The 25871-nt window shown below is 66.7% G+C and carries 27 protein-coding genes and 2 tRNA genes; 20 read left to right on the top strand and 9 right to left on the bottom strand.

Annotated features, from left to right (window positions below; all coding sequences use genetic code 11):
* The first annotated feature begins 40 nt into the window (after positions 1-40).
* The 5 genes from CYU89_RS15275 to moeB all read left to right on the top strand — a co-directional run bounded on the left by CYU89_RS15275 (position 41) and on the right by moeB (position 5831).
* The gene (locus CYU89_RS15275) at positions 41-676 is read left to right on the top strand and encodes a tetratricopeptide repeat protein (protein WP_296282316.1); all 636 of its coding nucleotides are present in this window, start codon (positions 41-43) and stop codon (positions 674-676) included.
* Complete coding sequence (gene bamB, locus CYU89_RS15270) at positions 676-1860, top strand: outer membrane protein assembly factor BamB (protein WP_296282393.1); 1185 nt, start codon at positions 676-678, stop codon at positions 1858-1860. Before CYU89_RS15275 ends, bamB begins: the two co-directional genes overlap by 1 nt.
* Before the next feature lie 183 nt (positions 1861-2043).
* On the top strand, positions 2044-3444 hold the full coding sequence (gene der, locus CYU89_RS15265; RefSeq protein WP_296282314.1) for a ribosome biogenesis GTPase Der: 1401 nt from the start codon (positions 2044-2046) through the stop codon (positions 3442-3444).
* Positions 3441-4658: a gephyrin-like molybdotransferase Glp gene (gene glp / locus CYU89_RS15260; RefSeq protein ID WP_296282312.1), complete on the top strand. Its 1218-nt coding sequence runs from the start codon at positions 3441-3443 to the stop codon at positions 4656-4658. The genes der and glp overlap by 4 nt, the downstream gene beginning before the upstream one ends.
* Positions 4659-4676: 18 nt before the next feature.
* Positions 4677-5831, top strand: a complete 1155-nt coding sequence (gene moeB / locus CYU89_RS15255; RefSeq protein WP_296282311.1) for a molybdopterin-synthase adenylyltransferase MoeB — start codon at positions 4677-4679, stop codon at positions 5829-5831.
* Here the strand turns inward: moeB and CYU89_RS15250 are convergent, their stop codons facing one another.
* Positions 5832-6782, bottom strand: a complete 951-nt coding sequence (locus CYU89_RS15250) for an AraC family transcriptional regulator (RefSeq protein WP_296282309.1) — start codon at positions 6780-6782, stop codon at positions 5832-5834.
* 112 nt (positions 6783-6894) lie between these two features.
* Between CYU89_RS15250 and CYU89_RS15245 the strand changes: the two genes are divergently transcribed.
* The 4 genes from CYU89_RS15245 (at position 6895) to CYU89_RS15230 (ending at position 11116) form a co-directional block, all read left to right on the top strand.
* A complete protein-coding gene (locus CYU89_RS15245; RefSeq protein ID WP_296282307.1) occupies positions 6895-7668 on the top strand; it encodes an SDR family oxidoreductase in 774 nt (257 codons plus the stop codon).
* Positions 7669-7767: 99 nt separating this feature from the next.
* Positions 7768-8019: a hypothetical protein gene (locus tag CYU89_RS15240; RefSeq protein ID WP_296282305.1), complete on the top strand. Its 252-nt coding sequence runs from the start codon at positions 7768-7770 to the stop codon at positions 8017-8019.
* 27 nt (positions 8020-8046) lie between these two features.
* Positions 8047-9231, top strand: a complete 1185-nt coding sequence (locus CYU89_RS15235; protein WP_296282304.1) for a low temperature requirement protein A — start codon at positions 8047-8049, stop codon at positions 9229-9231.
* Between the two features lie 40 nt (positions 9232-9271).
* On the top strand, positions 9272-11116 hold the full coding sequence (locus CYU89_RS15230) for a monovalent cation:proton antiporter-2 (CPA2) family protein (protein WP_296282302.1): 1845 nt from the start codon (positions 9272-9274) through the stop codon (positions 11114-11116).
* A 6-nt stretch (positions 11117-11122) separates the two neighbouring features.
* On the opposite strand, the gene CYU89_RS15225 is transcribed toward CYU89_RS15230, so the two are convergent.
* Positions 11123-11917 (bottom strand): alpha/beta fold hydrolase, encoded by a 795-nt coding sequence (locus CYU89_RS15225; protein WP_296282300.1) that lies wholly within the window; start codon positions 11915-11917, stop codon positions 11123-11125.
* The gene (locus tag CYU89_RS15220; protein WP_296282299.1) at positions 11910-12206 is read right to left on the bottom strand and encodes a DUF1244 domain-containing protein; all 297 of its coding nucleotides are present in this window, start codon (positions 12204-12206) and stop codon (positions 11910-11912) included. Before CYU89_RS15220 ends, CYU89_RS15225 begins: the two co-directional genes overlap by 8 nt.
* A gap of 70 nt (positions 12207-12276) precedes the next feature.
* Between CYU89_RS15220 and folD the strand changes: the two genes are divergently transcribed.
* From folD to tadA, 4 genes are all read left to right on the top strand, one after another.
* A complete protein-coding gene (folD, locus tag CYU89_RS15215) occupies positions 12277-13134 on the top strand; it encodes a bifunctional methylenetetrahydrofolate dehydrogenase/methenyltetrahydrofolate cyclohydrolase FolD (protein WP_296282298.1) in 858 nt (285 codons plus the stop codon).
* A 195-nt stretch (positions 13135-13329) separates the two neighbouring features.
* Positions 13330-14787, top strand: a complete 1458-nt coding sequence (guaB, locus tag CYU89_RS15210; RefSeq protein WP_296282391.1) for an IMP dehydrogenase — start codon at positions 13330-13332, stop codon at positions 14785-14787.
* A 60-nt stretch (positions 14788-14847) separates the two neighbouring features.
* Complete coding sequence (gene guaA, locus CYU89_RS15205) at positions 14848-16413, top strand: glutamine-hydrolyzing GMP synthase (RefSeq protein ID WP_296282296.1); 1566 nt, start codon at positions 14848-14850, stop codon at positions 16411-16413.
* Positions 16413-16889, top strand: a complete 477-nt coding sequence (tadA, locus tag CYU89_RS15200; protein WP_296282294.1) for a tRNA adenosine(34) deaminase TadA — start codon at positions 16413-16415, stop codon at positions 16887-16889. The genes guaA and tadA overlap by 1 nt, the downstream gene beginning before the upstream one ends.
* Here the strand turns inward: tadA and CYU89_RS15195 are convergent.
* Positions 16886-17350, bottom strand: a complete 465-nt coding sequence (locus tag CYU89_RS15195) for a DUF2721 domain-containing protein (RefSeq protein ID WP_296282292.1) — start codon at positions 17348-17350, stop codon at positions 16886-16888. The genes tadA and CYU89_RS15195 overlap by 4 nt on opposite strands.
* 100 nt (positions 17351-17450) lie before the next feature.
* Here CYU89_RS15195 and orn point away from each other — a divergent pair, with 100 nt between their 5' ends.
* Positions 17451-18014: an oligoribonuclease gene (gene orn, locus CYU89_RS15190; RefSeq protein WP_296282290.1), complete on the top strand. Its 564-nt coding sequence runs from the start codon at positions 17451-17453 to the stop codon at positions 18012-18014.
* Positions 18015-18078: 64 nt separating this feature from the next.
* Here orn and CYU89_RS15185 read toward each other — a convergent pair whose 3' ends face one another.
* Both CYU89_RS15185 and ppsA read right to left on the bottom strand, forming a co-directional pair.
* Positions 18079-19029 (bottom strand): mechanosensitive ion channel domain-containing protein, encoded by a 951-nt coding sequence (locus tag CYU89_RS15185; RefSeq protein WP_296282289.1) that lies wholly within the window; start codon positions 19027-19029, stop codon positions 18079-18081.
* A 95-nt stretch (positions 19030-19124) separates the two neighbouring features.
* Complete coding sequence (gene ppsA / locus CYU89_RS15180; protein ID WP_296282288.1) at positions 19125-21497, bottom strand: phosphoenolpyruvate synthase; 2373 nt, start codon at positions 21495-21497, stop codon at positions 19125-19127.
* A 154-nt stretch (positions 21498-21651) separates the two neighbouring features.
* On the opposite strand from ppsA, the gene CYU89_RS15175 reads away from it, so the two are divergent.
* Together CYU89_RS15175 and CYU89_RS15170 are read left to right on the top strand one after the other, a co-directional pair.
* Positions 21652-22473: a pyruvate, water dikinase regulatory protein gene (locus CYU89_RS15175; protein ID WP_296282287.1), complete on the top strand. Its 822-nt coding sequence runs from the start codon at positions 21652-21654 to the stop codon at positions 22471-22473.
* 103 nt (positions 22474-22576) lie between these two features.
* Positions 22577-23059 (top strand): DUF1249 domain-containing protein, encoded by a 483-nt coding sequence (locus tag CYU89_RS15170; RefSeq protein WP_296282286.1) that lies wholly within the window; start codon positions 22577-22579, stop codon positions 23057-23059.
* A 23-nt stretch (positions 23060-23082) separates the two neighbouring features.
* Here the strand turns inward: CYU89_RS15170 and CYU89_RS15165 are convergent, their stop codons facing one another.
* The 3 genes from CYU89_RS15165 to CYU89_RS15155 all read right to left on the bottom strand — a co-directional run bounded on the left by CYU89_RS15165 (position 23083) and on the right by CYU89_RS15155 (position 23681).
* Complete coding sequence (locus tag CYU89_RS15165) at positions 23083-23310, bottom strand: hypothetical protein (RefSeq protein WP_296282284.1); 228 nt, start codon at positions 23308-23310, stop codon at positions 23083-23085.
* 168 nt (positions 23311-23478) lie between these two features.
* Positions 23479-23554: transfer RNA gene (locus CYU89_RS15160), tRNA-Glu, on the bottom strand.
* 51 nt (positions 23555-23605) lie between these two features.
* Positions 23606-23681, bottom strand: a tRNA-Ala gene (locus CYU89_RS15155).
* A gap of 137 nt (positions 23682-23818) precedes the next feature.
* Here CYU89_RS15155 and CYU89_RS15150 point away from each other — a divergent pair.
* Genes CYU89_RS15150 through CYU89_RS15135 form a run of 4 tightly spaced genes read left to right on the top strand, consistent with a single transcriptional unit; the run spans position 23819 to position 25871 of the window.
* Positions 23819-24556: a beta-ketoacyl synthase chain length factor gene (locus tag CYU89_RS15150; RefSeq protein ID WP_296282282.1), complete on the top strand. Its 738-nt coding sequence runs from the start codon at positions 23819-23821 to the stop codon at positions 24554-24556.
* The gene (locus CYU89_RS15145; RefSeq protein WP_296282280.1) at positions 24549-25346 is read left to right on the top strand and encodes a lysophospholipid acyltransferase family protein; all 798 of its coding nucleotides are present in this window, start codon (positions 24549-24551) and stop codon (positions 25344-25346) included. Before CYU89_RS15150 ends, CYU89_RS15145 begins: the two co-directional genes overlap by 8 nt.
* Entirely contained in the window at positions 25333-25593 is a 261-nt protein-coding gene (locus tag CYU89_RS15140) for a phosphopantetheine-binding protein (RefSeq protein WP_162337822.1), read from the top strand. Before CYU89_RS15145 ends, CYU89_RS15140 begins: the two co-directional genes overlap by 14 nt.
* 23 nt (positions 25594-25616) lie before the next feature.
* On the top strand, positions 25617-25871 hold the full coding sequence (locus CYU89_RS15135; protein WP_296282276.1) for an acyl carrier protein: 255 nt from the start codon (positions 25617-25619) through the stop codon (positions 25869-25871).

Below are 25871 nucleotides of genomic sequence, written 5' to 3'. Positions count from 1 at the left end.
CCTAGACCGAGACCCCGCATGAGACGGGGCAAGAGAGCGCATGGCGATTGATGATCTGCTCGACGAGCACGAACAAAGCGAACGTGTCCGCAGCTGGCTGAGGAGCAACGGTGCCGGCCTGCTGGGCGGCGTGGTCCTCGGCCTCGGCGTGATTCTGGGCTGGCAGTGGTGGCAGAAGGATCGGGCCGCCAAGCAGGAACAGGCCTACCAGGGTTACCAGACGGCCGTCGAAGGTCTCGCCAAGGGAGATCTGAAGCAGGCGGCGGGCGCGGTGGATGCGCTGGTCAAGGCAGACGAACTTTATGCGGACGCGGCCGGCCTTCAATTGGCGAAGGCGCAGCTCCAGGCGGGTGAGCGCGATGCCGCCATCGCCACCCTGCGCGCGCTGACGCCCGATGAGGCGCTCCGTCCGTTGGTCAACCTGCGCCTGGCGCGGCTGTTGATCGATGCCGGCAAACATGATGAAGCGCTGACCTTGCTCGCCAAGGCAGACGATGCCTCGAGTCTAGAAGTGCGCGGCGATGCGCTGCTTGCGACGGGCAAGGCGAAAGAGGCGCAGGAGGCCTATACCCGCGCGCTCACGACGCTGGATGCGGTGTCTCCGCAGCGCAGGCTGGTCGAACTCAAGCTGATCGACGCCGGCGGCACGCCGCCGAAGTCGGGGGGTGCGGCATGATGCGCCAGATTTCCCCGGTCGTCCGTCTGGCCGCCGCCGCCGCGCTCGTTGCGGCACTCGGTGGCTGCAGCACCGTCAAGGGCTGGTTCTCCGGCAAGGACAAGGAAGGCGAGAAGCCAGTCGAGCCGGCTGAACTCGTTGACGTGATCCCCACCGTTACGGTCGCGAAACTGTGGAGCGCCAACGTGGGTAAAGGCGAAAAACGCCTTGGCCTGCAGCAGGCCCCCGTGGTCGATGGTGGCCGCGTCTATGCCGCCGCCGTGGAGGGCGGCGTACGCGCTTTCGACCTGCAGTCCGGCAAGCAAGCGTGGCAGTACAAGTCCGACCTGCGCCTGTCCGGCGGGCCTGGTGCGGGGAATGGCCTGGTCGTCGTGGGCACCCTCGATGGCCAGGTGATCGCACTGGATGCGGCCACGGGCGCCGAGAAGTGGCAGGCCAAGGTGCCGAACGAAGTCATCGCGGCGCCCGTCGTCGGCGACGGCGTGGTGTTCGTCCGCAGCAACGATGGGCGCGTGACGGCGTTGGCGGCGGATACGGGTGAACGCCGCTGGTTCTGGACGAACGAACTTCCCAGCCTGACCGTGCGCGGCAATGCGCCTGTGGTCGTCGGCCCTGGCATCGTGTTCACGGCGGGCGACGACGGCACGGTCACCGCGCTTTCGGCGAGCGATGGCCGGTCGATGTGGACCCAGACGGTCGGCACGCCGGAAGGGCGCAGCGAACTTGAGCGCATGGCGGATGTCGATGGTGCGCCGGTGCTCGAAGGCACCACGCTGTACGCGACCAGCTACAAGAAGGAAACGGTCGCGATCGAAGGGCCCTCCGGCCGTCCGCTCTGGACGCGCGACAACGGCGGCGTCGGAGGGCTGGCGGTGACCAGCAGCGCCGTCCTCGTGTCGGATCCTGCCGGAACGGTATGGGCGCTCGACAAATACAGCGGCAGTGCCCTGTGGTCCAACACCACGCTGGCACGTCGCTCGCTCACCGCCCCGACGATGCACGGCGACTACGCCGTGGTAGGCGATTACGACGGTTATCTTCACTGGCTGAAGACGGACAACGGCGAAGTGGCGGCGCGCGCGCGCGTAGGCGGCAAGGCCATCCGAGGCAAGCCGGTCGCCGCAGACGGGATCCTGGTGGTCCAGGACGTGGAAGGCGGGCTGACGGCCTTCGGCTTCAAGTGATCCATCAGGGAGAGTGGCCACGCCACCTCCCCCTTGTTGACGAAAAGGGCCGCATTGCGGCCCTTTTTCGCGGAGGGGGGCGTATTCCGATACCATGGCCGCCCCTTGCCTGACCGGACCGGTCGCGCCTTCCGCGCGATGCCGGGCGCCCGGCGCCCCTCATTCCTCACGGTTGCTCCCTGCATGTTGCCCCTCGTCGCCCTGGTGGGCCGTCCCAACGTTGGCAAATCCACCCTGTTCAATGCGCTGACGCGCAGTCGTGACGCGCTGGTGCACGACCAGCCGGGCGTGACCCGCGACCGCAATTACGGCGTCTGCCGCGTGGACGAGGACGTCCCGTTCCTGGTCGTCGATACCGGCGGCATCGCCGGCGAAGAAGAGGGGCTGGCCGGCGCCACGGCACGACAGGCGCGTGCGGCGGCGGAAGAGGCCGACCTGGTCCTGTTCATCGTCGATGGTCGTGAAGGCGCTTCCGCGCTCGACGACGAGATCCTCGCCTGGCTCCGCAAGACGGCCCGTCCGACCTTGCTGGTCATCAACAAGATCGATGGCATCAATGAGACCACCGCGCTCGCGGATTTCGCGCGCTACGGCTTCGCCGATGTCATCACCATTTCCGCCTCGCACCGCCAGGGTATCGACGACCTGCTGGAGGAGGTGCACGAGCGGCTGCCGGAGGAAGGCGCGACGGCAGGCCTGGACAACGATCCGAACCGCATGCGCATCGCCTTCGTCGGCCGTCCCAACGTCGGCAAGTCCACGCTGGTGAACCGGCTGCTGGGCGAGGAGCGCATGATCGCCTCCGAGGTGCCGGGGACCACGCGCGATTCGATCGCCGTGGACATGGAGCGCGACGGTCGCCAGTACCGGCTCATCGATACCGCGGGCCTGCGCCGCAAGGGCAAGGTGGAAGAAGCGGTCGAGAAGTTCAGCGTGGTCAAGACGCTGCAGGCCATCGAACAATGCCAGGTGGCCGTACTGCTGCTGGATGCGACCGAAGGCGTGACCGACCAGGACGCCAGCGTGCTTGGCGCGGTGCTCGATGCCGGACGCGCACTGGTGGTGGCGATCAACAAGTGGGACGGGCTGACCGCCTACCAGCGCGAACAGGCCGAAGCCTTGCTCGCCCGCAAGCTGGGGTTCGTGGAATGGGCCGAGGTGGTGCGCATCTCCGCGCTGCACGGTTCGGGGCTGCGCGAGCTGTTCAAGGCCATCCATCGCGCGCATGCGTCGGCCACGAAGGAATTCGGCACCAGTGAAGTCAACAAGGCGCTCGAGATCGCCTACGAGACCAATCCGCCGCCCAGCATCCGCGGGCATGTCTCCAAGTTGCGCTATGTGCATCCGGGCGGGGCGAACCCGCCGACCTTCATCGTGCACGGCACGCGCCTCAAGGTGCTGCCGGAGTCGTACAAGCGGTACCTGGAGAACTTCTTCCGCAAGCGCTTCAAATTGGTGGGCACGCCCGTGCGTTTTGTCTTCCGCGAGGGCGCGAACCCCTACGAAGGCAAGAAGAACGTGCTGACCGAGAAGCAGATCGCCAAGAAGCGCCGCCTGATCCGGCACGTCAAGCGCGGCAAGTGACGGGCTACCCGACCCGCATCGATTTCGCCACCGCTGCGGAGATCGTCCGCAGCGTCGCAGCCAACCGCATGCTGAAGGCCGAGCGCGTACCCGTCACGCGCGCCAGCGGCCGCATACTGGCCGAAGACATCATCTCGCCGATCGCGCTGCCCCCGTTCGACAACAGTCGCATGGACGGCTTTGCGTTCGCACATGCCAGTCTGGCCGGGGATGGCACGACGTCGCTGCGCTTGATCGGTGAACAGTTCGCGGGTCGCCTGCAGAGCCTGGTGGTCGGCATCGGCGAATGCATCCGCATCACCACCGGCGCACCGTTGCCGGCGGGCGTCGATACGGTCGCGCTCAAGGAAGACTGCGTCGAGGAAGGTGGGGCTGTCCGCGTGCCGGCAGGTATCGCCCGCGGCGCAGACGTCCGTCCAAGTGGCGAAGATGTTCATGCGGGCGTACGCGTCCTCGAGCACGGGCAATGGCTGACGCCGGCGCGGGCGTCGCTCGCCGCCGCCCTCGGCATCGCATCGCTCACCGTCGCCCAGCGCCCGACCGTTGCGGTGTTCACCACCGGCGACGAACTGGTCGAGCCAGGCCTGGCGTTGGCACCCGGCCAGATCTACAACAGCAATCGCGAGCTGCTGATGGGGCTGTTGCGGGCGGAAGGTCTTGAGCCGACCGCGTGGCCGTCGCTGCCTGACGATCCGGAGCGCATGAAGACCTTGTTGGCCGATGCCGCGGCGGCGTTCGACGTGGTCATCACCTGCGGTGGCGTATCGGCGGGCGAGAAGGACCATCTGCCCGGCTTGCTTGCCGCGCATGGCCGCATCCACTTCTGGAAGGTGCGGATGAAGCCGGGCATGCCGGTCTTGTTCGGCGAAATGGATCGCGCGCTGTTCCTGGCACTGCCGGGAAATCCGGTGTCCGTGCTGGCGACCTTCCTGACGCTCGGCCGCGGCCTGCTGGACGGCATGCAGCGTCGCCGCGAACCCAGGACGCGGTGGACAGCGGTATTGGGAGCACCCTGGCGGAAATCCCACGAGCGCCTGGAGTTCCTGCGCGGTTGGCTGGCCAGCACGGCGGATGGCCGCTTGCAGGTCATGCCCAATGCGGCCGATGCCTCGCATCACTTGCGGGGAGCGGCCGACAGCAATGCCCTGATCGTGCTGCCGGAAGGCGCGCGCGACTATCGCGCCGGCGACATCATCGAAGTGATCGCCTGCTGAGGCCGACCGCGCCGCGACTTGCGCGATAATCGCCGCATGGCCATCCGTGAAATCGATCCCCGGGACGTTGCCGCGCTGCTTGCGCAGGGCAGTGTGTTCATCGACGTGCGCGAGGAGCACGAGCGCGCCGGCGGGCAAGCCGAGGGCGCGCGCGGCATCGCCAAAGCCGCACTCGAAGGCGATCCCGCCGCGCACCTTCCGGACCGCGCTGCCAGCATCGTGCTGATCTGCCAGAAAGGCGGCCGTTCGCTGGAGACGGCACGCGTACTCGAAGCGGCGGGCTATACCCGACTGGCCTCCGTCGCGGGCGGAACGTCGCGCTGGATGGACGAGCATCGTCCCATGGTCGTGCCTGCGATGTCTGCGGACGCGCGTGATTTCAACGAGCGCTACTCGCGGCACCTGCTGCTGCCCGAGGTCGGCGACGCCGGCCAGCGACGCCTGCAGCAGTCGCGGGTCCTGATGATCGGTGCCGGTGGTCTGGGTTCGCCAGCCGCGTTCTACCTGGCGGCTGCCGGGGTAGGGCAGTTGCGGATCGCGGACGATGATGTGGTCGACCGCAGCAACCTGCAGCGGCAGATCCTGCACACCGAGGCGCGCATCGGCGAGCCGAAGGTCGCCTCGGCACGGGCAACGCTCGCGGCGCTCAACCCGCGCACGCAGGTGGACGCGGTGGCGGAGCGTGTCACCGCCGACAACGTCGAACGGCTGCTGGAAGGGGTGGACGTCGTGCTGGATGGCGCCGACAACTTCCCGGCCCGCTACCTGCTCAACGATGCCTGCGTGAAGCTCGGCAAGCCGCTGGTGTATGGCGCCGTGCAGCGTTTCGAGGGCCAGGTGAGCGTGTTCGACGCGGGACGCCATCGCGGCGAACAACCTTGCTATCGCTGTCTGTTCCCCGAGCCTCCGTCGCCCGAATTCGCACCGAACTGCGCTGAAGCCGGCGTGCTGGGCGTGCTGCCCGGCGTGATCGGCCTGCTGCAGGCCACGGAAGTGATCAAGTTGCTGCTGGGCGTCGGTGACACGCTGGCGGGCCGGCTGCTGCACTTCGATGCGCTGGCCATGCGCTTCCGCGAGACCCGTCTGCGCCACGATCCTGACTGCCCCGTGTGTGCCGCCGGGCGCCCCTTTCCCGGCTATATCGATTACGCGGCATTCTGCCGGGCGAGCTGATCAGTCCAGCGGGCGCATCCGCAGGCCATCGCGGAACTGGCGGGGCGTGATGCCCGCGTCGCGCTTGAACGAGGCGCTCAGGTGGCTGTGGCTGGCGAAGCCGCACGCGAGGGCGATGGCGGTGATGTCATCGTTCCGGTTGAGCAGGTACCAGCGTGCGCGGCGCAACCGCTGCGCCAGGATGTATTGCGCCGGCGTGGTGCCGAACGTGCGGCGGAAAGCGATGAGCAACTGGTGCACGCTCATGCCGGCGAGTGCCGCGAGCGTGGACAGTGCGATGCGTTCACCGAGGACGGTTTCGATGTGGTCGCTGAGTCGCCGTGCAACGGGCGGCGACAGAACGACGGGCGAAGTGACCGGCGTGGCCGGCAACCGGTAGGCGTCGTAGAGGTGCTGTCGCAGCAGCAGCTGCAGACGCTCGGCCATCATCGCCGACAGGTCGTCGCCCTGCTGGCTGAGCCGTACGAGGCGAGCGACGCTGTAGTGCAGGAATTCATCGCGATGGCCGAGTCGCGGCATCAGGCCCTCGATCGCGGCGCGGCGATCGGTCCCCATGTCCACCTCGGCGGTGGGCGAAACGCGCAGCTCCGCGTACGTGATGATCTGACCGGATGCCTGGCTGGCATAGCGCTTTCCGGCAGGCACCAGCCAGATGTCGCCCGGCGAGGGAGGCATGTGGGTGGCGCCGACCCCTTCGATCTCGGTATCGAGTTCGCGCATGGTTCCGCCGAGATGGACGATGACGGTGTGACGCGGCTCGTCGATGGACCAGAGCGTGCGTTGGCGTATGTCTTCCTTGCACAGCAGCACTTCCACGCCCGGCCAGTGCGCTTGCGCCAGCACGCGGTACTGCGGCGTCTGGCCGGGTTCCGGATCGGTGGCGGTCGCGGGGGCATCGTGCGCGTCACTAATGTGAGTCGAGGCCGGAGAATTTGATAGCGCAGGGGACATCGTGAAAGCCCGCCGGAATGCGTTCACCTCATCTTAGGCGCGCCTCGCCGCTCTTGCCCACCCTGTCGATGGGCATCGCCGCGAAGGTCCGTCCCAAGCCAGGAGCATTTCCATGACTGATCATTCCATCCGGGGCAAGGTCGCCCTGATCGCCGGAGGCGCCAAGAATCTCGGCGGCCTGATCGCCCGTGACCTCGCGCAGCAAGGCGCTGCCGCCGTTGCGATCCACTACAACAGCGACGCGACCCATGCCGACGCCGAGAGGACCATCGCCGCGGTCCGCGATGCCGGCGCCCGCGGCGTCGCGATCCAGGGCGATCTGACCACGGCGGGCGGCGTCGAGCGCCTGTTCGCCGACGCCATCGCGATGGTGGGCAGGCCGGACATCGCCATCAATACGGTCGGCAAGGTATTGAAGAAGCCGATCACCGACATCTCGGAAGCCGAGTACGACGCAATGTCGGCGGTCAACGCGAAAGCGGCGTTCTTCTTCCTGAAAGAGGCTGGCAGACATGTCAACGACAACGGCAAGGTGGTCACGCTGGTGACGTCGTTGCTCGGAGCGTTCACACCGTTCTATTCCTCCTACGCGGGCACGAAGGCACCGGTCGAGCACTTCACGCGTGCGGCAGCGAAGGAGTTCGGCGCGCGCGGCATATCGGTGACTGCGATCGGCCCTGGTCCGATGGACACCTCGTTCTTCTATCCGGCAGAAGGCGCCGACGCCGTCGCGTACCACAAGTCGGCGGCCGCGCTGTCGCCCTTCAGCAAGACCGGCCTGACCGACATCGAGGATGTCGTGCCCTTCATCCGCCACCTGGTCAGCGACGGCTGGTGGATCACGGGCCAGACGCTGCTCATCAATGGCGGGTACACCACCAAGTGACCCCTGCGGCGGGTGGTCCCGTACCGCCCGCCCATGCCGAGGGTCCGCCCCTCCGTTGACGTAGGAGCGGGCCCTCGGCCACCGCACAGGACCTTATCGATGCGCACCCTGATCTTCATCCTCGCCGGTCTGCTGCTGGTGGGTATCGCGATGTGGCTGGCAACGCCGGCCAAGCGACGCTCCGTCGCGGCGGTCTTCAGCGTCGGCTGGCTCGTCGCCGTCCTGTGGAACCTGCGCACCGGCATGTCGCACGGCTATTCGCTGCAGGAAGAGCTACCCATCCAGGCCTTGATCTACGCGGTTCCGGTGGCGACGGGAGCGTGGCTGGCGTGGAAGGCCACGAAGCACTGAATCTTCCCCCCGCCGGGAGTCGACTGCTTGAACACCTCGCAGCACCCGTTGCTCCGCACGCTCGGGCAACCCGCACGCGTGGCCAGCGTTGAACTGTTCTTCGACCTGGTCTACGTGTTCGCCATCACCCAGCTGTCCCACTACCTGCTGGAGCACCTGTCGTGGCCCGGCGTCCTGCAGACAGCGACACTGTGGTTCGCGGTCTGGTTGGGGTGGCAGTACACCGCGTGGGTCACCAACTGGTTCAATCCCGAGCATCTGGTCATCCGCACCATGCTGATGGTGCTGATGGCGCTGGCCCTGCTGGTGTCCGCCGCCATCCCGGACGCTTTTGGCGAGCGGGGGCTGCTTTTCGCCTGCAGTTTCGCCGCCATCCAGGTGGGGCGCACCCTGTTCGTGCTGTACAGCCTGGGTCCTGGGCATGCATTGACGCCCAATTTCCTGCGCATGCTGTGCTGGTTGCTGGTGTCCGCCGCGCTGTGGATCGCCGGTGGTGTGAACGAGGGATCTTCTCGCCTGGTGCTGTGGTTGCTGGCGGTGGGCTGCGAGTACCTCTCGCCGATGGCGGGTTTTCCGGTACCGGGCCTCGGACGCTCGCAGACGTCGGACTGGACCATCGATGGCGGCCATCTGGCGGAACGCTGCCAGTTGTTCGTCATCATCGCGCTGGGCGAATCGGTACTGGCGACGGGCGCATCCTTTGGCCATGCGGCCCATCCCGGACTGGCAGTGTGGATCGCATTCCTGGTGTCGTTCATCGGTTGCGTCGCCATGTGGTGGATGTACTTCGACACCTCAAGCGGCGACGCCGCACACGTAATCGAGCATTCGGACGACCCGGGCCGGCTGGGTGCCTACTTCCACTACGTCCATGTGGTGCTGATCGCCGGCGTCATCGTGTGCGCAGTGGCGGATGACGTGGTGGTGGCGCATCCGCTGGAGCCGGTGAAGGCCCGGTACGCCGCCGTCGTGGTTGCCGGTCCGCTGGTTTACCTGCTGGCCAATGCGTGGTTCTCGCGCGTCGTCCACGGACGCTTTCCGTGGCCGCATGCCCTCGGGATGGGAGCATTGCTGGCGCTGTGGTCGCTGCTGCCGCGCCTCAACCTGCTGACCGCAGGCGCACTCACCACGGCGGTGATGGTGCTGGTGACGATGTGGGTGGCCTACCACCGGCGGCAGGACGCCGCGGCGACGCGGCGTTCGGATTCCTGACGGAAGACGCGGGCCGGGAGTCCTCCGGTAGACTCCCCGGATGAGCGCAGAATCCGGTGCAAGCCAGCTGGTCAGTGTCGTCGCCCTGCTGGGTGCCGCCGTCGTCGCGGTGCCTATCTTCCGGCGACTGGGCCTCGGCTCGGTGCTCGGTTACCTGGCCGCCGGGCTGGCGATCGGCCCGTTCGGCCTGAAGTGGTTCTCCGACCCCCAATCCATTCTGCACGTCGCCGAACTCGGCGTGGTGATGTTCCTGTTCGTGATCGGCCTGGAAATGCGGCCGAGCCACCTGTGGAGCCTGCGCAAGCAGATCTTCGGCCTGGGAGCACTGCAGATCGCGGTATGCACGCTGTCGCTGACGGGGGTGGGCCTGGTCTTCGGTTATTCGCTGCCGGTGTCCTTCATCGGCGGCATGGGCTTCGTGCTGACCTCCACGGCGGTGGTGATGCAGTTGCTCGCCGAGCGAGGGGATGTCGCGCTGCCGAATGGGCAGAAGGTCGTCTCGATACTGCTGTTCGAGGACCTGCTGATCGTGCCGCTGCTGGTGCTGGTCGCCTTCATGTCGCCGCAGGTGGCGCAGCCGGAGGAGGGTTCCCGCTGGGTGTCGATCGGCATCGCGGCTGCGTCGCTCGGCGGTCTGATCGCCGCCGGCATCTGGCTGCTGAATCCGTTCTTCCGCATCCTCGCCGCCGCCAAGGCGCGCGAGGTGATGACCGCAGCCGCGCTGCTGGTCGTGCTGGGCGCCGCGCTGCTGATGCAGTTGGGTGGCCTGTCGATGGCGATGGGCGCCTTCCTCGCCGGCGTTCTGTTGTCCGAATCGACGTTCCGCCACCAGATCGAAGCCGATATCGAGCCCTTCCGCGGCATCCTGCTGGGTCTGTTCTTCCTCGGCGTCGGCATGGCGCTGGACCTCGGCGTGGTGGCGAGCAACTGGCCGCTGATCGTCGGCGCGGTGCTGGCGATGATGGCGGTCAAGGCGGCCTGCATCTACGTCGTCGCCCGGGTGACGCGCAGTCCGCACGCCGAGGCGCTGGACCGCGCGGTACTGATGGCGCAGGGCGGCGAGTTCGCGTTCGTGCTGTTCGCCGCCGCGGCCTCGGCAGGGATCATCGATGCCACCGTCAATGCGAACCTGACCGCCATCGTCGTGCTTTCGATGGCGCTCACGCCATTGTTCGTGCTGCTGCTGCGCCGCTTCACTCATCCCGATGCCCCGTCGATGGAGGGGATCGAAGAGGCCAAGGGCCTGAGCGGCAGCGTGCTGATCATCGGCTTCGGGCGCTTCGGCCAGGTGATGAGCCAGTCGCTGCTGGCGCGCGACGTGGACGTGACCATCATCGATACCGACATCGAGATGATCCGCAGCGCCGAGGAGTTCGGCTTCAAGATCTACTACGGCGACGGCACGCGGCTCGACGTGCTGCGTGCCTGCGGTGCGCAGACGGCGCAGTCCATCGCCATCTGCATCGACGACAAGGACGCCGCGAGCCGCATCGTGGAACTGGTCAAGCACGAGTTCCCGCAGGCCCAGGTGCTGGTGCGCTCGTTCGACCGCGAGCATTCGCTGGCGCTGATCGGCGCAGGCGTCGACTACCAGATCCGCGAAACGTTCGAGTCCGCGGTGGAGTTCGGCAAGGCGGCGCTGATGAGCGTCGGCATCGCGCGCGAGGATGCCGATGCCATTGCCCTGGAGATCCGTCGACGCGACGCCGAGCGCCTGGAGCTCGAGATCGCCGGTGGCGACCTGCGATCCGGCATCCCGGCGCTGTATGGCAATGCGAAGCACACCAAACCCACACCGACGCCGTTCACCAAGCCCAAGCGTGAAGCGAAGGCCCTCAACGAGGAAGCCGCCGAAATTATCGGCGAGGAAGAAGAAGAGGAGTAGCCGGCGCTAGTCGGCGTCGCGCTGCAGGAAGTTGCGGATCGCCGGCCAGTAGGCCGCGTCCGCCGACAGGTCGTCGTGGCTGGCGCGCGGGAAGTCCACGATCTGTGCCTGTCCTCCGTAGGTGGTCAGCAGCCGGTCGGTGTGCGGCGGCGGCACGACGGCATCGCGACCGGCGCGAAGCACCAGCAAGGGACCGCGGTAGCCGGGCAGCCGCGCGGCCGAGTCGTAGCGGTCGGTGAGCAGCCATCGGACCGGAAACACCGGATAGTGCGACTGGGCGACCGCCGCCAGACTGTCGAACGGCGTCACCAGCACCAGCGCCGCCACATCGCGCTGCGAGGCCACGTAGGTCGCCACACCGCTACCGAGGCTGCGCCCCACGACGGCGATCCTGCCGCCGGGATGCCGGCGTGCCACATCGTCGTACAGGGCGAGGGCATCGGCGAACAGCACGGCTTCCGATGGCTCCCCGTCGCTCGCGCCATACCCGCGGTAGGCCAGCAGATACACCGAGTGCGACGGCAGCCAGTGCGCGAAGGGTTCGCGGTTGGCTTCGACACGCTCCGCATTGCCGCCGAAATACAGCACGGCATCGGCGCGACCGGGCGTTGCGACCCCGCCCCGCAACACCGCATCCGGCCGCGCGAGCGAGAAGGTCGTCCGCGCCCGATCGGTCTGGGTGAACTGGGGGTAATAGATCAGGCGGTGCTGCTGCAGGTAGAGCAGGGCGCACAGCCCGAAGTAGGCCACGAGCGCCAGCACCACGAACCACGCCAGCACGCGCCGTGCGCGGTCAGCCATGCCGTTCCTGCGCCGCCTTGAAGGCGGCCAGCTGCTCGGGCGTGGCATCGCGATGGTGCAGGGCCTTCCAGTCCGCGAACGGCATGCCATAGACGCGTTCGCGCGCCTGCTCCTTGTCCATCGCGACCCCGGCCTCTGCTGCCGCTTCGCGGTACCAGTCGGCCAGGCAGTTGCGGCAGAAGCCGGCCAGGATCATCAGGTCGATGTTCTGCACCTCCGGGCGATCCTGGTTGAGGTGCTGCAGCAGGCGGCGGAAGGCGGCGGCGTCTAGGGCAGTGGTATCGGTCATGGTGTCCGTGGGTCGCGTTCGGGCGGGTTAATCGGGGACAATACGCGCCGACTCTACACTGCGCCCCTCCATGATTGCCCGAATCCTCGATGGCCGCCGCATCGCCGAGAACCTGTTGGACCAGTTGAAGGTCAGGGTCGACGCACGCGTTGCCGCAGGGCAGGGTCGGCCTGGCCTGGCGGTGGTGCTGGTCGGCGGCGATCCTGCCTCCACGGTCTATGTGCGAAACAAGCGTCGCGCCGCTGAAAAGGTCGGCATTGCCGCCTACGACTACGACATGCCGGAAGGTACCTCCGAGGCCCAGTTGCTGGCATTGATCGACGAGTTGAATACGGACCCGAAGATCCACGGCATCCTGGTGCAACTGCCGCTGCCGGGGATTCCCGATGCCAGCCGCCTGATCGAGCGCATCGACCCGCGCAAGGACGTGGACGGGTTCCATCCGGCCAATGTGGGCCACCTGGCGCTGCGCCAGTTCGGTCTGCGCCCGTGCACGCCACGCGGCATCACCACCTTGCTTGGCTACACCGACCAGCCGGTCCGCGGCCGCAACGCGACGATCGTCGGCGTCAGCAACCATGTGGGCCGCCCGATGGCGCTGGAACTGCTGATCGCCGGCTGCACCGTGACCAGCTGCCACAAGTTCACCCCCCGCGACGTGCTGCAGGCCAGGGTCGGCGATGCCGACATCCTGGTCGTGGCGGCGGGCAAGCCGGGGCTGATCCCGGGCGAATGGGTCAAGCCGGGCGCCGTGGTGATCGATGTGGGCATCAACCGACTGGAAGACGGTCGGCTGGTTGGCGATGTCGGCTTCGACGCGGCCGCACAGCGGGCCAGTTGGATCACCCCGGTCCCGGGCGGCGTGGGGCCCATGACGGTCGCCACGCTGATGCAGAACACGCTGGAAGCAGCCGAAGCGGGCCTCTGAGCCGCCGCTTTTTGCTGGTCGTGGGAGCGACGTAAGTCGCGATGAAGTGCCCGGACTCCCCCATCGCGACTTACGTCGCTCCCACAGGTGCCCGGATGATGTGTGCGGGAAAGCATTGTTCCGGCTTTGGCGGCAGCCGGAAGCCCCGCCGATCAGGGTATAATGCCGCGCTTCCCCAACTATCCGGGCCCGCCGATGCTGCGCATCCAGGCTGAAGCACTGACGTACGACGACGTCTCCCTTGTCCCCGCCCATTCCACCGTCCTGCCCAAGGATGTCAGCCTGGAGACGCGCCTGACGCGCGACTTGCGGCTGAAGCTGCCGATCGTCTCGGCCGCCATGGATACGGTCACCGAGGCCCGCCTGGCCATCGCCATGGCCCAGCTGGGCGGCATCGGCATCCTGCACAAGAACCTGACCGTTGAGCAGCAGGCCGCCGAAGTGGCCAAGGTCAAGAAATTCGAAGCCGGCGTCATCAAGGAGCCCTTCACCGTCGGGCCCGAAACCACCATCGCCGAAGTGCTCAAGCTCACCCGCGCCCGTAACATCTCCGGCGTGCCGGTGGTGGACGGCGGCCAGCTGGTCGGCATCGTCACCAGCCGCGACATGCGCTTCGAAACGAAGCTCGACGATCCGGTCCGCCACATCATGACCAAGAAGGATCGCCTGATCACCGTGCGCGAAGGCGCCAGCGACGGCGAAGTGCTGCAGCTGCTGCACAAGCACCGCATCGAGAAGGTGCTTGTGGTCAATGACGCGTTCGACCTGCGCGGGCTGATCACGGTCAAGGACATCCAGAAGAAGACCGACAACCCCAACGCCGCCAAGGACAGCGCCAGCCGCCTGGTTGTCGGCGCCGCGGTGGGTGTGGGCGGCGATACGGACCAGCGCGTCGAGGCGCTGGTGGCTGCAGGCGTGGACGTCATCATCGTCGATACCGCGCACGGTCATTCGCAGGGCGTGCTGGACCGCGTCAGCTGGGTCAAGAAGCGCTTCCCGCAGCTGCAGGTCATCGGCGGCAACATCGTCACCGGCGACGCTGCGCTCGCGCTGATGGACGCCGGCGCGGACGCGGTGAAAGTCGGCGTGGGCCCGGGTTCGATCTGCACCACGCGCATGGTCGCCGGCGTCGGCGTGCCGCAGATCACCGCGATCGACATGGTCGCAGAAGCATTGCAGGACCGCATTCCGCTGATCGCCGACGGCGGCATCCGCTACTCGGGCGACATCGGCAAGGCGATCGCCGCCGGTGCGTCGACGGTGATGATCGGTGGCCTGTTCGCGGGCACCGAAGAGGCGCCGGGCGAAGTCGAACTGTTCCAGGGTCGCAGCTACAAGAGCTACCGGGGCATGGGCAGCCTGGGCGCGATGGAGAAGGGGTCCAAGGACCGCTACTTCCAGGACGCCAGCGACGCCGACAAGCTCGTGCCGGAAGGCATCGAAGGTCGCGTGCCTTACCGCGGTTCGGTCGGCGGCATCATCCACCAGCTCGTCGGCGGCCTGCGCGCCACGATGGGCTACGTGGGCTGCGCGACCATCGAGGACATGCGCAGCAAGCCGAAGTTCGTGGTCATCACGGGCGCCGGCCAGCGCGAGAGCCACGTGCACGACGTGCAGATCACCAAAGAGCCACCGAACTACCGGATGGGCTGATCGTTGCCAGAGAAGGGAGACGCCAGCGTTTCCCTTCTTCGTTTATAGCCGCAGGACACCATGACGAATATCCACACCGACAAGATCCTCATCCTCGATTTCGGCGCGCAGTACACGCAGCTGATCGCCCGCCGCATCCGCGAGATCGGCGTCTACTGCGAAATCTGGGCGTGGGACCACGACCCGGACGAAATCGCGAAGTTCGGCGCGAAGGGCATCATCCTGTCCGGTGGCCCGGAGTCGACCACGCAGCATGGCGCACCCGCGGCGCCGCAGCAGGTGTTCGACAGCGGCCTGCCGATCCTCGGTATCTGCTACGGCATGCAGACCCTGGCCGCGCAGCTGGGAGGTGCGACGGAAGCCGCCGACGCGCGCGAGTTCGGCCACGCCGAGGTGCAGCTGGTCGCACACGATGCGCTACTGGGTGGCCTGAGCGATCACCAGGGTGCGCCGCGCATCGACGTGTGGATGAGCCATGGCGACCACGTCGCAAAGGCGCCGCCGGGCTGGACGATCACCGCCACCACCGACCGCATCCCGGTCGCGGCGATGGCGTTGGAAGAGAAGCGGTGGTACGGCGTGCAGTTCCATCCGGAAGTGACGCATACCAAGCAGGGCCAGACCCTGCTGCGCCGGTTCGTCGCCGAGATCTGCGGCTGCCAGACCCTGTGGACGGCGGCCAACATCATTGACGACCAGATCGCGCGCGTGCGCGAACAGGTCGGCTCGGACGAGGTGATCCTTGGCTTGTCCGGCGGCGTGGATTCATCCGTCGTGGCTGCGCTGCTGCACAAGGCGATCGGCGACCAGCTGACCTGTGTGTTCGTGGATACCGGCCTGTTGCGCTGGCAGGAAGGTGACCAGGTGATGGCGATGTTCGCCGAGCACATGGGCGTCAAAGTGGTGCGCGTCAACGCGGCCGATCGCTACTTCAAGGCGCTGGAAGGGGTCGCCGATCCGGAAGCCAAGCGCAAGATCATCGGCAACCTGTTCGTCGAGATCTTCGAAGAAGAGTCGAACAAGCTGAAGAACGCCAAATGGTTGGCGCAGGGCACGATCTATCCGGATGTGATCGAGTCGGCCGGCAGCAAGACCGGAAAGGCGCATGTCATCAAGAGCCACCACAACGTCGGCGGCCTGCCCGAGCACATGAAGCTGGGCCTGGTCGAACCGCTGCGCGAGCTGTTCAAGGACGAAGTGCGCCGCCTCGGCGTCGAACTCGGCCTGCCGCGCACGATGGTCTATCGCCATCCGTTCCCGGGCCCCGGCCTGGGCGTGCGCATCCTGGGCGAAGTGAAGCCCGAGTACGCCGAACTGCTGGCCAAGGCCGATGCGATCTTCATCGACGAACTGCGCAAGGCCGATCTGTACGACAAGACCTCGCAGGCGTTCGCCGTGTTCCTGCCGGTCAAGTCGGTGGGCGTGGTGGGCGATGCGCGTGCGTATGAGTGGGTGATCGCGCTGCGCGCGGTCGAGACGATCGATTTCATGACCGCGCACTGGGCGCACCTGCCGTACGACTTCCTCGGCACCGTCTCCAACCGCATCATCAATGAGCTGCGCGGCGTCTCGCGCGTGGTCTACGACATTTCGGGCAAGCCGCCGGCCACCATCGAGTGGGAGTGATGGCCGGCCACGACGACGAGCACTGGATGCGGCACGCGTTCGCCCTGGCGGACCGTGCCGAGCGCGAGTTCGATGAAATCCCTGTCGGCGCCGTGTTGGTGGGTGCCGATTGCCAGGTGCTGGGCGAAGGCTGGAACCGCAACATCCTCGACCACGATCCGACGGCGCATGCCGAGATCGTGGCGATGCGTGAAGCGGGCAAGGCGACAGGCAATCATCGGCTGATCGACAGCACGCTCTACGTGACCCTGGAGCCGTGCGCGATGTGCGCCATGGCGCTCGTGCACGCCCGGGTCGCGCGCGTGGTCTACGGCGCCAGCGACCCCAAGACCGGCGCTTGCGGCAGCGTATTCGACCTGATCGCCGATCCGCGGCACAACCACCGCATCGAGGTCCGGGGCGGTGTGCTGGGCGATGAGGCAGGGCGCCGCCTGACCAACTACTTCCGCGCCAAGCGCGGGCGACCGCTCGTCTAGGGTGTCGGGAACTTCCGTTTCACCTTGCGGTGGTCCATCTCTTCGTTGATGGCCGTGACCGCCAGTGTCGACTCGCGTGCGAGCAGCAGGCTCGCCGCCAGCATGGCCACTACGCCTAGGGCGGCCAGCCACGTGGGCAGCGAGCCGAGCCGATGGCCGGTGAACGTGTCCACGGCAACGGCCAGACTGGTGCCGACGAAGCAGCTGATCGCGCCATAGAGCAGCTGGCCCGCGCGCAGGATGATCAGACTGCGCAGGCGCTGCAGTCCGATGCGCTTCTCGAGCAGCGTGCGGTCGGCTTCATCTTCCGCGTCGGCCAGTTCGCGCAACAGGGTGCGTGCCCGGTCGATGATGCGCGCCAGGCGGTTGTTCGCCGACAGCAGCAGCGATGCCGTTGCGGTCAGGAAGAATGCCGGTGCCAGCATCGCGGTGAGCACGGCATGGTCGGTGGAGGGATTCATGGGCCGGTCGCCGGGGTGGTCTGCGTTATGATGACATGAAGCGGTGTTGCCGCATCCCCGGTGAGGATTCCCGGGCTTTCTCTCCGTCACGGATTCCCGCATGGCCTCGAACAACGCGAACAATGACCGCCTGATCTGGATCGACCTGGAGATGACAGGGTTGGATACCGATCGCGATTCCATCCTGGAAATCGCCACCGTGGTGACCGATTCGAAGTTGAACGTACTGGCGGAGGGCCCCGAGTTCGCGATCGCGCATCCGGTCTCCGTGCTGGAGGCGATGGACGACTGGAACCGGAACCAGCATGGCCGGTCGGGGCTGTGGAAGCGCGTGGTGGAAAGCGACGTGTCGCTGGGGCAGGCCGAAGCGCAGACGGTGGCCTTCCTGGCCGAGTGGCTGCCGGCGGGCGCTTCGCCGATGTGCGGCAACTCGATCTGCCAAGACCGCCGCTTCCTGCATCGGCTGATGCCGAGGCTGGAGAAGTACTTCCACTACCGCAACCTGGACGTCAGTACGCTGAAGGAGCTGGCGCGACGCTGGGCGCCGCAGGTGCTGGAAGGGGTGCGCAAGCAGGCCAGCCATACGGCACTTAGCGACGTGCGCGATTCGATCGAGGAACTGCGCCACTACCGCAAGCACATGGCGGCGCTCGCCGGCGAGTGACCTGGTGTGCGCCATGCGCACTCCGCTCTGGAACCATCACCGCGCGTCGGGCGCAGGTCGTACGCTACGTGGCCGGTTTCGCCACGTCGCCGTCGTCGGCCACGCCCTTGGTGACGATATCGCCCAGCGGCGCACCATCGCCGTTGTGGTGGTAGACGTGCAGGTCGCGTTGCGGATAGGGGATGTTGAGCCCTTGGCCGATGATTTCGGTGCGTACGGCCTCGGTGAGGTCGCTCCTGGCCTCGCCGAAATCCTTGGTCTTGGCCCACGCCAGCAGGATCAGGTCGACGCTGCTCTCGCTCAGCTTGCTGACGATCACGCTCGGCGCGGGCTCGTCCAGCACGAGGGGATGGTCCTGTGCGATCTTCAGCAGGATGGACTTGGCCTGCTTGAGATCGTCGTCATAGCCGACGCCCACCGGGATGTCGACACGGCGATGCGGCTTGGCAGTGAAATTGATGATCGGCGCGGTGGTGATCAGGCTGTTCGGAAGCACGATCAGGCGGTTGTCGAGCGTGCGCATGCGGGTCTGGAAGATGCGCACCTCCTCGACGATGCCTTCCAACCCGCCGGCTTGCACGAAGTCGCCATCGCGGAAAGGGCGCAGCACGATCAGCATCACGCCGGAGGCGATGTTCGATAGCGAATCCTTCAATGCCAGGCCCACCGCCAGGCCGGCGGCACCGAGCACCGCGAGCATCGAGGTCGGGTTGACGCCCAGCGAGGTGAGCGCGGTGATGATGACCAGCACCATCATGGCCGCGTAGCTTGCGCGGCGCAGGAAGCCTCCCAGCGTCGCGTCCGCATGCGTGCGGCCCAGCACGCGCTCGAGGCCCGCGCTCAGGCGTTTGGCCAGCCACATGCCGATCAGGAAGATGACGGCCGCGGCCAGCAGCTTCAGGCCCCAGGTCTCTAGGAGCTGGAGCCAGTCGATGCCGCGCAGCTCCTTGAGCAGGACGTCGGGTTGGGTGGGAATGGCGGGGAGGGCCGGGGGCGAGGCGGGGGATGCGGACATGCAGGACTCCTGAAATGCAGCACGCCCCATCAGGGGCGTGCTGTGTCTACAGGGCGATGGTAACCGCGTTCGCGTGAAGACGGTCGCGCGGGCGGTCAGCCCGCCTTGGTCTTCGCCAGGCGCAGCCAGGTGTCGACGACCGTGTCGGGATTCAGCGATACCGATTCGATGCCTTCGGCCATCAGCCACTCGGCGAGATCGGGATGGTCGCTGGGGCCCTGGCCGCAGATGCCGACGTACTTGCCCTTGCTGCGTGCGGCCTTGATCGCCATCGAGAGCAGCTTCTTGACCGCCGGGTTCCGCTCGTCGAACAGGTTGGCGACGATGCTGGAATCGCGATCCAGTCCGAGTGTCAGCTGGGTCAGGTCGTTCGAGCCGATCGAGAAGCCGTCGAAGATGTCGAGGAATTCCTCGGCGAGCAGCGCGTTCGACGGCACCTCGCACATCATGATGATCTTGAGTCCCTTCTCGCCCTGGCGCAGACCGTGCTTCGCGAGCACGTCGATGACCTTGCGGCCTTCCTCCAGCGTGCGCACGAACGGGATCATCACCCACAGGTTGTCCAGGCCCATGTCGTCGCGCACGCGCCGCACGGCCTGGCATTCCAGCGCGAACGCCGGTTCGAACGACGGATCGACGTAACGGCTGGCGCCGCGGAAGCCGATCATCGGGTTTTCTTCATGCGGCTCGTAGCGGCTGCCGCCGATCAGGTTGGCGTACTCGTTGGACTTGAAGTCCGACAGGCGCACGATCACCGGATGCGGCGCGACCGACGCGGTGATGGTCGCGATGCCCTCGGCCAGGCGATCCACGTAGAAGCTGACCGGATCGGCGTAGCCGGCGGTCTTGGCGTCGATCTTCCTGCGGACATCGAGGTCCTGGCGGTCGTACTCCAGCAAGGCGAGCGGATGCACGCCGATGTGGCTGGCGATGATCATTTCAAGTCGTGCCAGGCCGATGCCCGCATTCGGCAACTGGCCGAAATCGAACGCGCGCTCGGGGTTGGCCACGTTCATCATGATCTTCAACGGCGCTTCGGGCATCGCCGCCAGATCGGTCGTGGTGCGCTCGAAGGGAAGGTTGCCGGCGTAGATGAAGCCAGTGTCGCCTTCCGCACAGCTCACCGTGACCTCGACGCCGTCGTCGATCAGGTCCAGTGCGTTGCCTGTCCCGACCACGGCCGGCACGCCGAGCTCGCGCGCGATGATCGCCGCGTGGCAGGTGCGGCCGCCGCGGTTGGTGACGATGGCGCTGGCGCGCTTCATCACCGGCTCCCAGTCGGGGTCGGTCATGTCCGCCACCAGCACGTCACCCGGCTGCACGCGGGCCATGTCGTCCAGCGAGCGCACCACGCGGGCGACGCCGCTGCCGATCTTCTGGCCGATGGCGCGCCCCTCGGCGATCACCTCGCCGCGCTTCTCCAGCGCATAGCGCTCAATCTGCGTGGCCTTGGCGCGCGACTTCACGGTCTCCGGGCGCGCCTGCACGATGAAGAGCTTGCCGGTGACGCCGTCCTTCGCCCACTCGATGTCCATCGGGCGGCCGTAATGCTGCTCGATGACCAGGGCCTGCTTCGACAGTTCGTGCACATCCTCATCGGTGATGGAGAAGGTGGCACGCAGGTTTGCCGGCGTGTCTTCCGTGCGGACGCGTTCGCCGGGTACGTCTGAATACACCATGCGCAGCGCCTTGCTGCCGAGCGAGCGGCGCAGGATGGCCGGCTTGCCCTGTTTCAGCGTGGGCTTGTAGACGTAGAACTCATCCGGGTTCACCGCGCCCTGCACGACCATCTCTCCCAGGCCGAAGCTGGAGGTCACGAACACCACGTCGCGGAAACCGGATTCGGTGTCCAGCGTGAACAGGACGCCCGAGGCGCCGACGCCGGAGCGCACCATCAGCTGCACGCCGGCCGACAGGAACACGTCCTCGTGCTTGAAGCCGTGGTGCACGCGGTAGGCGATGGCGCGGTCGTTGTAGAGGCTGGCGAAGACTTCCTTCACCTTGTGCACGACATCGTCGGCGCCGGTGACGTTGAGGAAGGTTTCCTGCTGGCCGGCGAACGACGCGTCGGGCAGGTCCTCGGCGGTAGCCGACGAGCGCACGGCCACGGCGATGTCGCCGCCGCCGTTTTCGGAGGACAGCTTCGCGTAGGCAGCGCGGATGTCGGCATCCAGGTCGGGCTGCAGCGGCGCGTCGATGACCCAGCCGCGGATCTCCTTGCCGGCGGCCGTCAAAGCCGCGACATCCTCGACATCGAGCGTGGCCAGCTTGTCGAAGATGCGCTTGGACAGGTCGTTGTGCGCGATGAAGGCCTTGAACGCCTCCGCGGTGGTCGCATAGCCTCCGGGGACCGACACCCCCAGGTTGGCCAGGTGGCCGATCATTTCGCCCAGTGACGAATTCTTGCCACCTACGCGGGCCAGGTCGGCCAGGCGCAGCTCGTGCAACCACAGGATGTTCTCGTTCAAGCGCAATGCTCCGAAGCAGGCCGCGCCATGCCGATGACCATCGGCGTGGGGTGCCGTGTCCATGGGGAAAGAAGCGATATGATGCAGTGCATACCAATTGCAGACAAGCTTGATCTGACGGGGGTTTCCATGGTGAAGCGGGAAGGGGAAGGGCATGTCTGAGCTGCGCCCGGTGTTCTATGTCTCCGATGGCACCGGTATCACCGCCGAGACGATCGGCCACAGCCTGCTGACCCAGTTCGCCGGCATGCGCTTCCAGACGGACCGGCTCTCCTTCGTCGATGACGAGGAAAAAGCGCGCGATGCCGCCGATCGCATTCGCCGCATGGGCGAAAAGCTGGGCAGCCGGCCCATCGTCATCAATTCGTGCGTGGATCCGGCGCTGAGCGCACTGGTCGCCGAAAGCGGCGCACTGATGCTCGACGTGTTCGCCCCCTTCATCGAGCCGCTGGAGCGCGAACTCGGCCAGCAGCGCCAGTCGCGCGTGGGGCAGGCGCATGGCCTTGTGGATTTCGAGACCTACCACCGGCGAATCAATGCGATGAATTTCGCGCTGACCCACGACGACGGCATGGCGGTGAACTACGACGAGGCCGACGTGATCCTGGTGGCCGTATCGCGTGCGGGCAAGACGCCCACCTGCGTCTACCTGGCATTGCATTACGGCATCCGCGCAGCGAACTATCCATTGACCGATGGCGATCTCGAGACCGACAGGCTGCCGCCGCGACTGCGCCCCTATCGGCGCAAGCTGTTCGCGTTGACCATCGATCCTGATCGCCTGCACCAGATCCGGCAGGAGCGCCGCCCCAACTCCAGCTACGCGAAGATGGAAACCTGCAAGCGCGAGGTGGCCGCGGCCGAGGCGATGTTCCAGGTGGAACGGCTGCCCACGCTCAGCACCACCAACAAGTCGATCGAGGAGATTTCCAGCAAGGTGCTTTCCACGCTGGGCCTGCAGCGCGACATGTACTGAGGAAGGCCGGGCCCGGCGGTGGTCCCGGGAACCCTTAACTTAGGCCGCACCCGGCGAGGCGTCAATGCTGCCGCCGGCGCGCAACCGCGTGTAGGATCGGACCATGTCCCAGGCACTCGCACGTAACGCCCGCATTCCCCGGCTTGGCCGCTTCGGCTGGCTGATGGCGCTCTACGCGGAAAACCACGCACGGCTGACGCGCCTGTTCGCGCCGGAGCACCTGGCGGTCGGTACGTACGTCTCCCGTATCGGCGATGGGCTCGACGTACGCCTGGATGTCATCGAGACCCATCGGTACACGGTCGAGTTGCGCCTGACCTACGACATCTGCGACCCGCTGACCGGCGAACCGGACCCGTCCGCGTTCGTCCGACTGTATCGCGATGCGCACCAGGCCGAGGCGACGCACTGTTATGTCGGCCGGCGATGGCAGGACGTCATCGGCCTGTATCCCCCGCCGGCGGAAGTCATCAGCCACCGCATGCGCATGAATACCTTCCTCGGCAAATGGCTCGAGTACCTGGGCGAGCAGGGGCATGGCGTGGCGACATTGCGACCCGTCACGACGGCGCGCGACGTCGCCTGACGTCGCATCGCCTTACCGGTGGTTCAGGCCACGCGAACGAAGCGGATGGCGTTGAGCCGGCTCAGGCCGTGACGGTTGTCGCGGGAAAGATTCGTCACGTCGACCGCACCCCGCGCTTCCAGTGCCAGCAGGCGAAGCGCGATGGCGTCGAACGTCGCCTCGTCCAGTCCCAGCGATCCCGCACTCCATCGCGTGTCCCGATGGAGCGGCACGTGGGAAACCAGCTCGTCTACAAGGGTGTCGTGTGTCATGGCGGCGGCCGGGGAGGGTGGGTACTGCTGCGCCACGCGGTGGGAGGACCGGTGGCCTTCCGAGGTTTTTACGCGCGCCCTCGTGATGTTCGCGTGGATGTCTTCGAGGCCGCGTGCGCGCTCGGCGAAGGCAAAAAGAAAGGCCCGGTTTCCCGGGCCTTGAAAGATTGGCGTCCCCACGGGGATTCGAACCCCGGTCGCTACCGTGAAAGGGTAATGTCCTAGGCCTCTAGACGATGGGGACGCACGAAAGTTGTCGCCAGATTTTACTCCGGACGGCCTATTGTCCGGAAGTTGGTGGAGCCAGGCGGGATCGAACCGCCGACCTCCTGCATGCCATGCAGGCGCTCTCCCAGCTGAGCTATGGCCCCACGTGCTGGCAGGAGCGGAATGATAGCTAGGCAATTTCCGATGCGCAAGCATCCGTTACGAAAAATTTCACGGCTGGCGGTGGAAGGTGCATGCGGTTGAAATAAGCGACCGGACATCGAGAGGCATCGCAAGGCGGATGATCGCGTTTTCAGTGAAGGAATGGTCCGCATGGGCGCCCGGTCTGGTGGACCGCGACGCATGGCGTGCGTGGGCCACCGCCCCGTGGCTGCCGGTTGGCGAAGAAACCCCTGCGCTGGCGGAGGTGCCCGCGATGCAGCGAAGGCGCATCGAGCGGCTCGGGCGGATGGCGATCCAGACGGCGTTCTGGTGCCAGCGCGCTGAAGAAAACGGCACGCCCCTCATCTTCGCGTCGCGGCACGGCGACGTGGCGCGTTCGATGGAACTGCTGGAAGCCCTGGCGACTGAGCAACCACCGTCGCCCACCACGTTCGGCCTGTCGGTGCACAACGCCATCGCGGCGCTGTACTCGATCCTGCGACGGGAGCGCGGCAACTACATCGCCCTGGCCGGTGGCATGGCGACGGTAGAAGCCGCGTGCGTCGAGGCGGCGGTATTGCTGGCGGATGGGGCGCAGGAGGTGCTGCTGGTGGTGTACGAAGCGCCGCTGCCCGGGATCTACGCCAGCTTCGCGGACGAGCCGGACGCCGGTTTCGCCTGGTGCTGGCGTATCGCGCCTGCCGACGGCTCGGCGCCTGCATTGCGGCTGTCGTGGGAGGGCGAGGCGGGCGAATCGGAGCTCGCGGCCGCCACCTTGCCGCACGGTCTGGAGGTCCTGCGCTTCCTGCTGTCGGGCGAGGCGGCATGGCAATGGGGGGCCGACGGCATGACATGGCGGTGGCAGCGCGATGCGTGAACGCGTCGACCGTGCCTGGCGCGTGTTAGGTACCGGACTGAGCTTCCTTGCGTTCGGCGTCGGCGGGTTGTTCCTGGGCGTGTTCGTGCTGCCGCCGATGCTTTGGCTGGTGCGTGACTCCGAGCGCCGCCGCCGCTGGTCCCGGCGCATCGTCCAGCGCAGTTTCGCCGCCCATGTCGAACTGATGCGCCGCCTTGGGCTGATGACGTACGAGATCCGGGGCCGCGAGCGGCTGGCGCGCAGGGGCCTGCTGGTCCTTGCCAACCACCCGACGCTGATCGACGTCGTCCTGCTGGTGTCGCTGCTTCCCAATGCGGATTGCGTGGTGAAGTCGGCGGTGGCGCGCAATCCGTTCATGCGCGGCCCCGTGCGTGCCGCAGGCTACGTCGCCAACGACGACGGCGCAGGGCTGGTGGAAGACTGCATTGCCGCGGTCCGCGCCGGTGGCGCGCTGGTGATCTTCCCGGAAGGAACCCGGACCACGCCGGGGCAGCCGTTGAAGCTGCAGCGCGGGGCCGCGAACATCGCGGTGCGCGGCGCGCTGGACATCACGCCGGTGCGGATCACGTGCTCGCCGCTGACGCTGGGGAAAGGGGAGAAGTGGTATCGTGTGCCGCCGGTGCGATTCCACATGGTGATCGATGTTCAGGAAGACCTGCCGATCGCCCCGTTCCTGAACGGAATGGAGGGGGCGGATCCAGCGGCGGGGGGAGAGGCGCTGGCAGCCCGGCGGCTCACGGAACATCTGGCCAACTACTTTGCGGGAGATCCATCGCGTGCAGGCACTTGAGCACGAGATCAAGGAATTGATCATTTCATCGCTGTCGCTGGAGGACATCACCCCCGACGACATCGATACCGGCGCCCCGCTGTTCGTGGAGGGGCTGGGACTGGATTCGATCGACGCGCTCGAACTGGGCCTTGCGCTGCAGAAGCGCTACGGCGTGGCGCTCTCCGCCGATTCGCAGGAAACCCGCCGGCATTTCGCCAGCGTGCGTGCCCTGGCGGACTTCGTCGCCTCGCAAGGCAAGGCCTGAGCAGGGACGGCAGGACTGGCAAGATGACCAAGAACGAACTTTTCGACCGGATCGTGACGATCCTGCATGACAGCTTCGAGATCGAGCCCGCGCGCATCACGCCCGACGCCCGGCTCTACGATGACCTCGACATCGACAGCATCGATGCAGTGGACCTGATCGTGCAGCTGAAGCCGCTGCTTGGCCGCAGCCTGCAGCCGGATGCCTTCAAGTCGGTGCGCACGGTGCAGGACATCGTGGACGTGCTGTACGGCCTGATCCGCGACCAAGCCGCCTGA

Origin of the sequence: Pseudoxanthomonas sp. (assembly GCF_002863005.1) — a bacterium.
Taxonomy (GTDB): domain Bacteria; phylum Pseudomonadota; class Gammaproteobacteria; order Xanthomonadales; family Xanthomonadaceae; genus Pseudoxanthomonas_A.
The sequence above is the reverse complement of the archived record's forward strand: the minus strand, read 5'-3'. Positions and strand labels throughout refer to the sequence as shown.

Excerpts from the sequence above, each read along its gene's own strand:
- CYU89_RS15275 (WP_296282316.1), top strand. The coding sequence starts at position 41 with ATGGCGATTGATGATCTGCTCGACGAGCACGAACAAAGCGAACGTGTC.
- bamB (WP_296282393.1), top strand. The coding sequence starts at position 676 with ATGCGCCAGATTTCCCCGGTCGTCCGTCTGGCCGCCGCCGCCGCGCTC.
- der (WP_296282314.1), top strand. The coding sequence starts at position 2,044 with ATGTTGCCCCTCGTCGCCCTGGTGGGCCGTCCCAACGTTGGCAAATCC.
- CYU89_RS15250 (WP_296282309.1), bottom strand. The coding sequence starts at position 6,782 with ATGTCCCCTGCGCTATCAAATTCTCCGGCCTCGACTCACATTAGTGAC.
- CYU89_RS15245 (WP_296282307.1), top strand. The coding sequence starts at position 6,895 with ATGACTGATCATTCCATCCGGGGCAAGGTCGCCCTGATCGCCGGAGGC.
- CYU89_RS15240 (WP_296282305.1), top strand. The coding sequence starts at position 7,768 with ATGCGCACCCTGATCTTCATCCTCGCCGGTCTGCTGCTGGTGGGTATC.
- CYU89_RS15230 (WP_296282302.1), top strand. The coding sequence starts at position 9,272 with ATGAGCGCAGAATCCGGTGCAAGCCAGCTGGTCAGTGTCGTCGCCCTG.
- CYU89_RS15225 (WP_296282300.1), bottom strand. The coding sequence starts at position 11,917 with ATGGCTGACCGCGCACGGCGCGTGCTGGCGTGGTTCGTGGTGCTGGCG.
- CYU89_RS15220 (WP_296282299.1), bottom strand. The coding sequence starts at position 12,206 with ATGACCGATACCACTGCCCTAGACGCCGCCGCCTTCCGCCGCCTGCTG.
- folD (WP_296282298.1), top strand. The coding sequence starts at position 12,277 with ATGATTGCCCGAATCCTCGATGGCCGCCGCATCGCCGAGAACCTGTTG.
- guaB (WP_296282391.1), top strand. The coding sequence starts at position 13,330 with ATGCTGCGCATCCAGGCTGAAGCACTGACGTACGACGACGTCTCCCTT.
- guaA (WP_296282296.1), top strand. The coding sequence starts at position 14,848 with ATGACGAATATCCACACCGACAAGATCCTCATCCTCGATTTCGGCGCG.
- tadA (WP_296282294.1), top strand. The coding sequence starts at position 16,413 with ATGGCCGGCCACGACGACGAGCACTGGATGCGGCACGCGTTCGCCCTG.
- CYU89_RS15195 (WP_296282292.1), bottom strand. The coding sequence starts at position 17,350 with ATGAATCCCTCCACCGACCATGCCGTGCTCACCGCGATGCTGGCACCG.
- orn (WP_296282290.1), top strand. The coding sequence starts at position 17,451 with ATGGCCTCGAACAACGCGAACAATGACCGCCTGATCTGGATCGACCTG.
- CYU89_RS15185 (WP_296282289.1), bottom strand. The coding sequence starts at position 19,029 with ATGTCCGCATCCCCCGCCTCGCCCCCGGCCCTCCCCGCCATTCCCACC.
- CYU89_RS15175 (WP_296282287.1), top strand. The coding sequence starts at position 21,652 with ATGTCTGAGCTGCGCCCGGTGTTCTATGTCTCCGATGGCACCGGTATC.
- CYU89_RS15170 (WP_296282286.1), top strand. The coding sequence starts at position 22,577 with ATGTCCCAGGCACTCGCACGTAACGCCCGCATTCCCCGGCTTGGCCGC.
- CYU89_RS15165 (WP_296282284.1), bottom strand. The coding sequence starts at position 23,310 with ATGACACACGACACCCTTGTAGACGAGCTGGTTTCCCACGTGCCGCTC.
- CYU89_RS15150 (WP_296282282.1), top strand. The coding sequence starts at position 23,819 with ATGATCGCGTTTTCAGTGAAGGAATGGTCCGCATGGGCGCCCGGTCTG.
- CYU89_RS15145 (WP_296282280.1), top strand. The coding sequence starts at position 24,549 with ATGCGTGAACGCGTCGACCGTGCCTGGCGCGTGTTAGGTACCGGACTG.
- CYU89_RS15135 (WP_296282276.1), top strand. The coding sequence starts at position 25,617 with ATGACCAAGAACGAACTTTTCGACCGGATCGTGACGATCCTGCATGAC.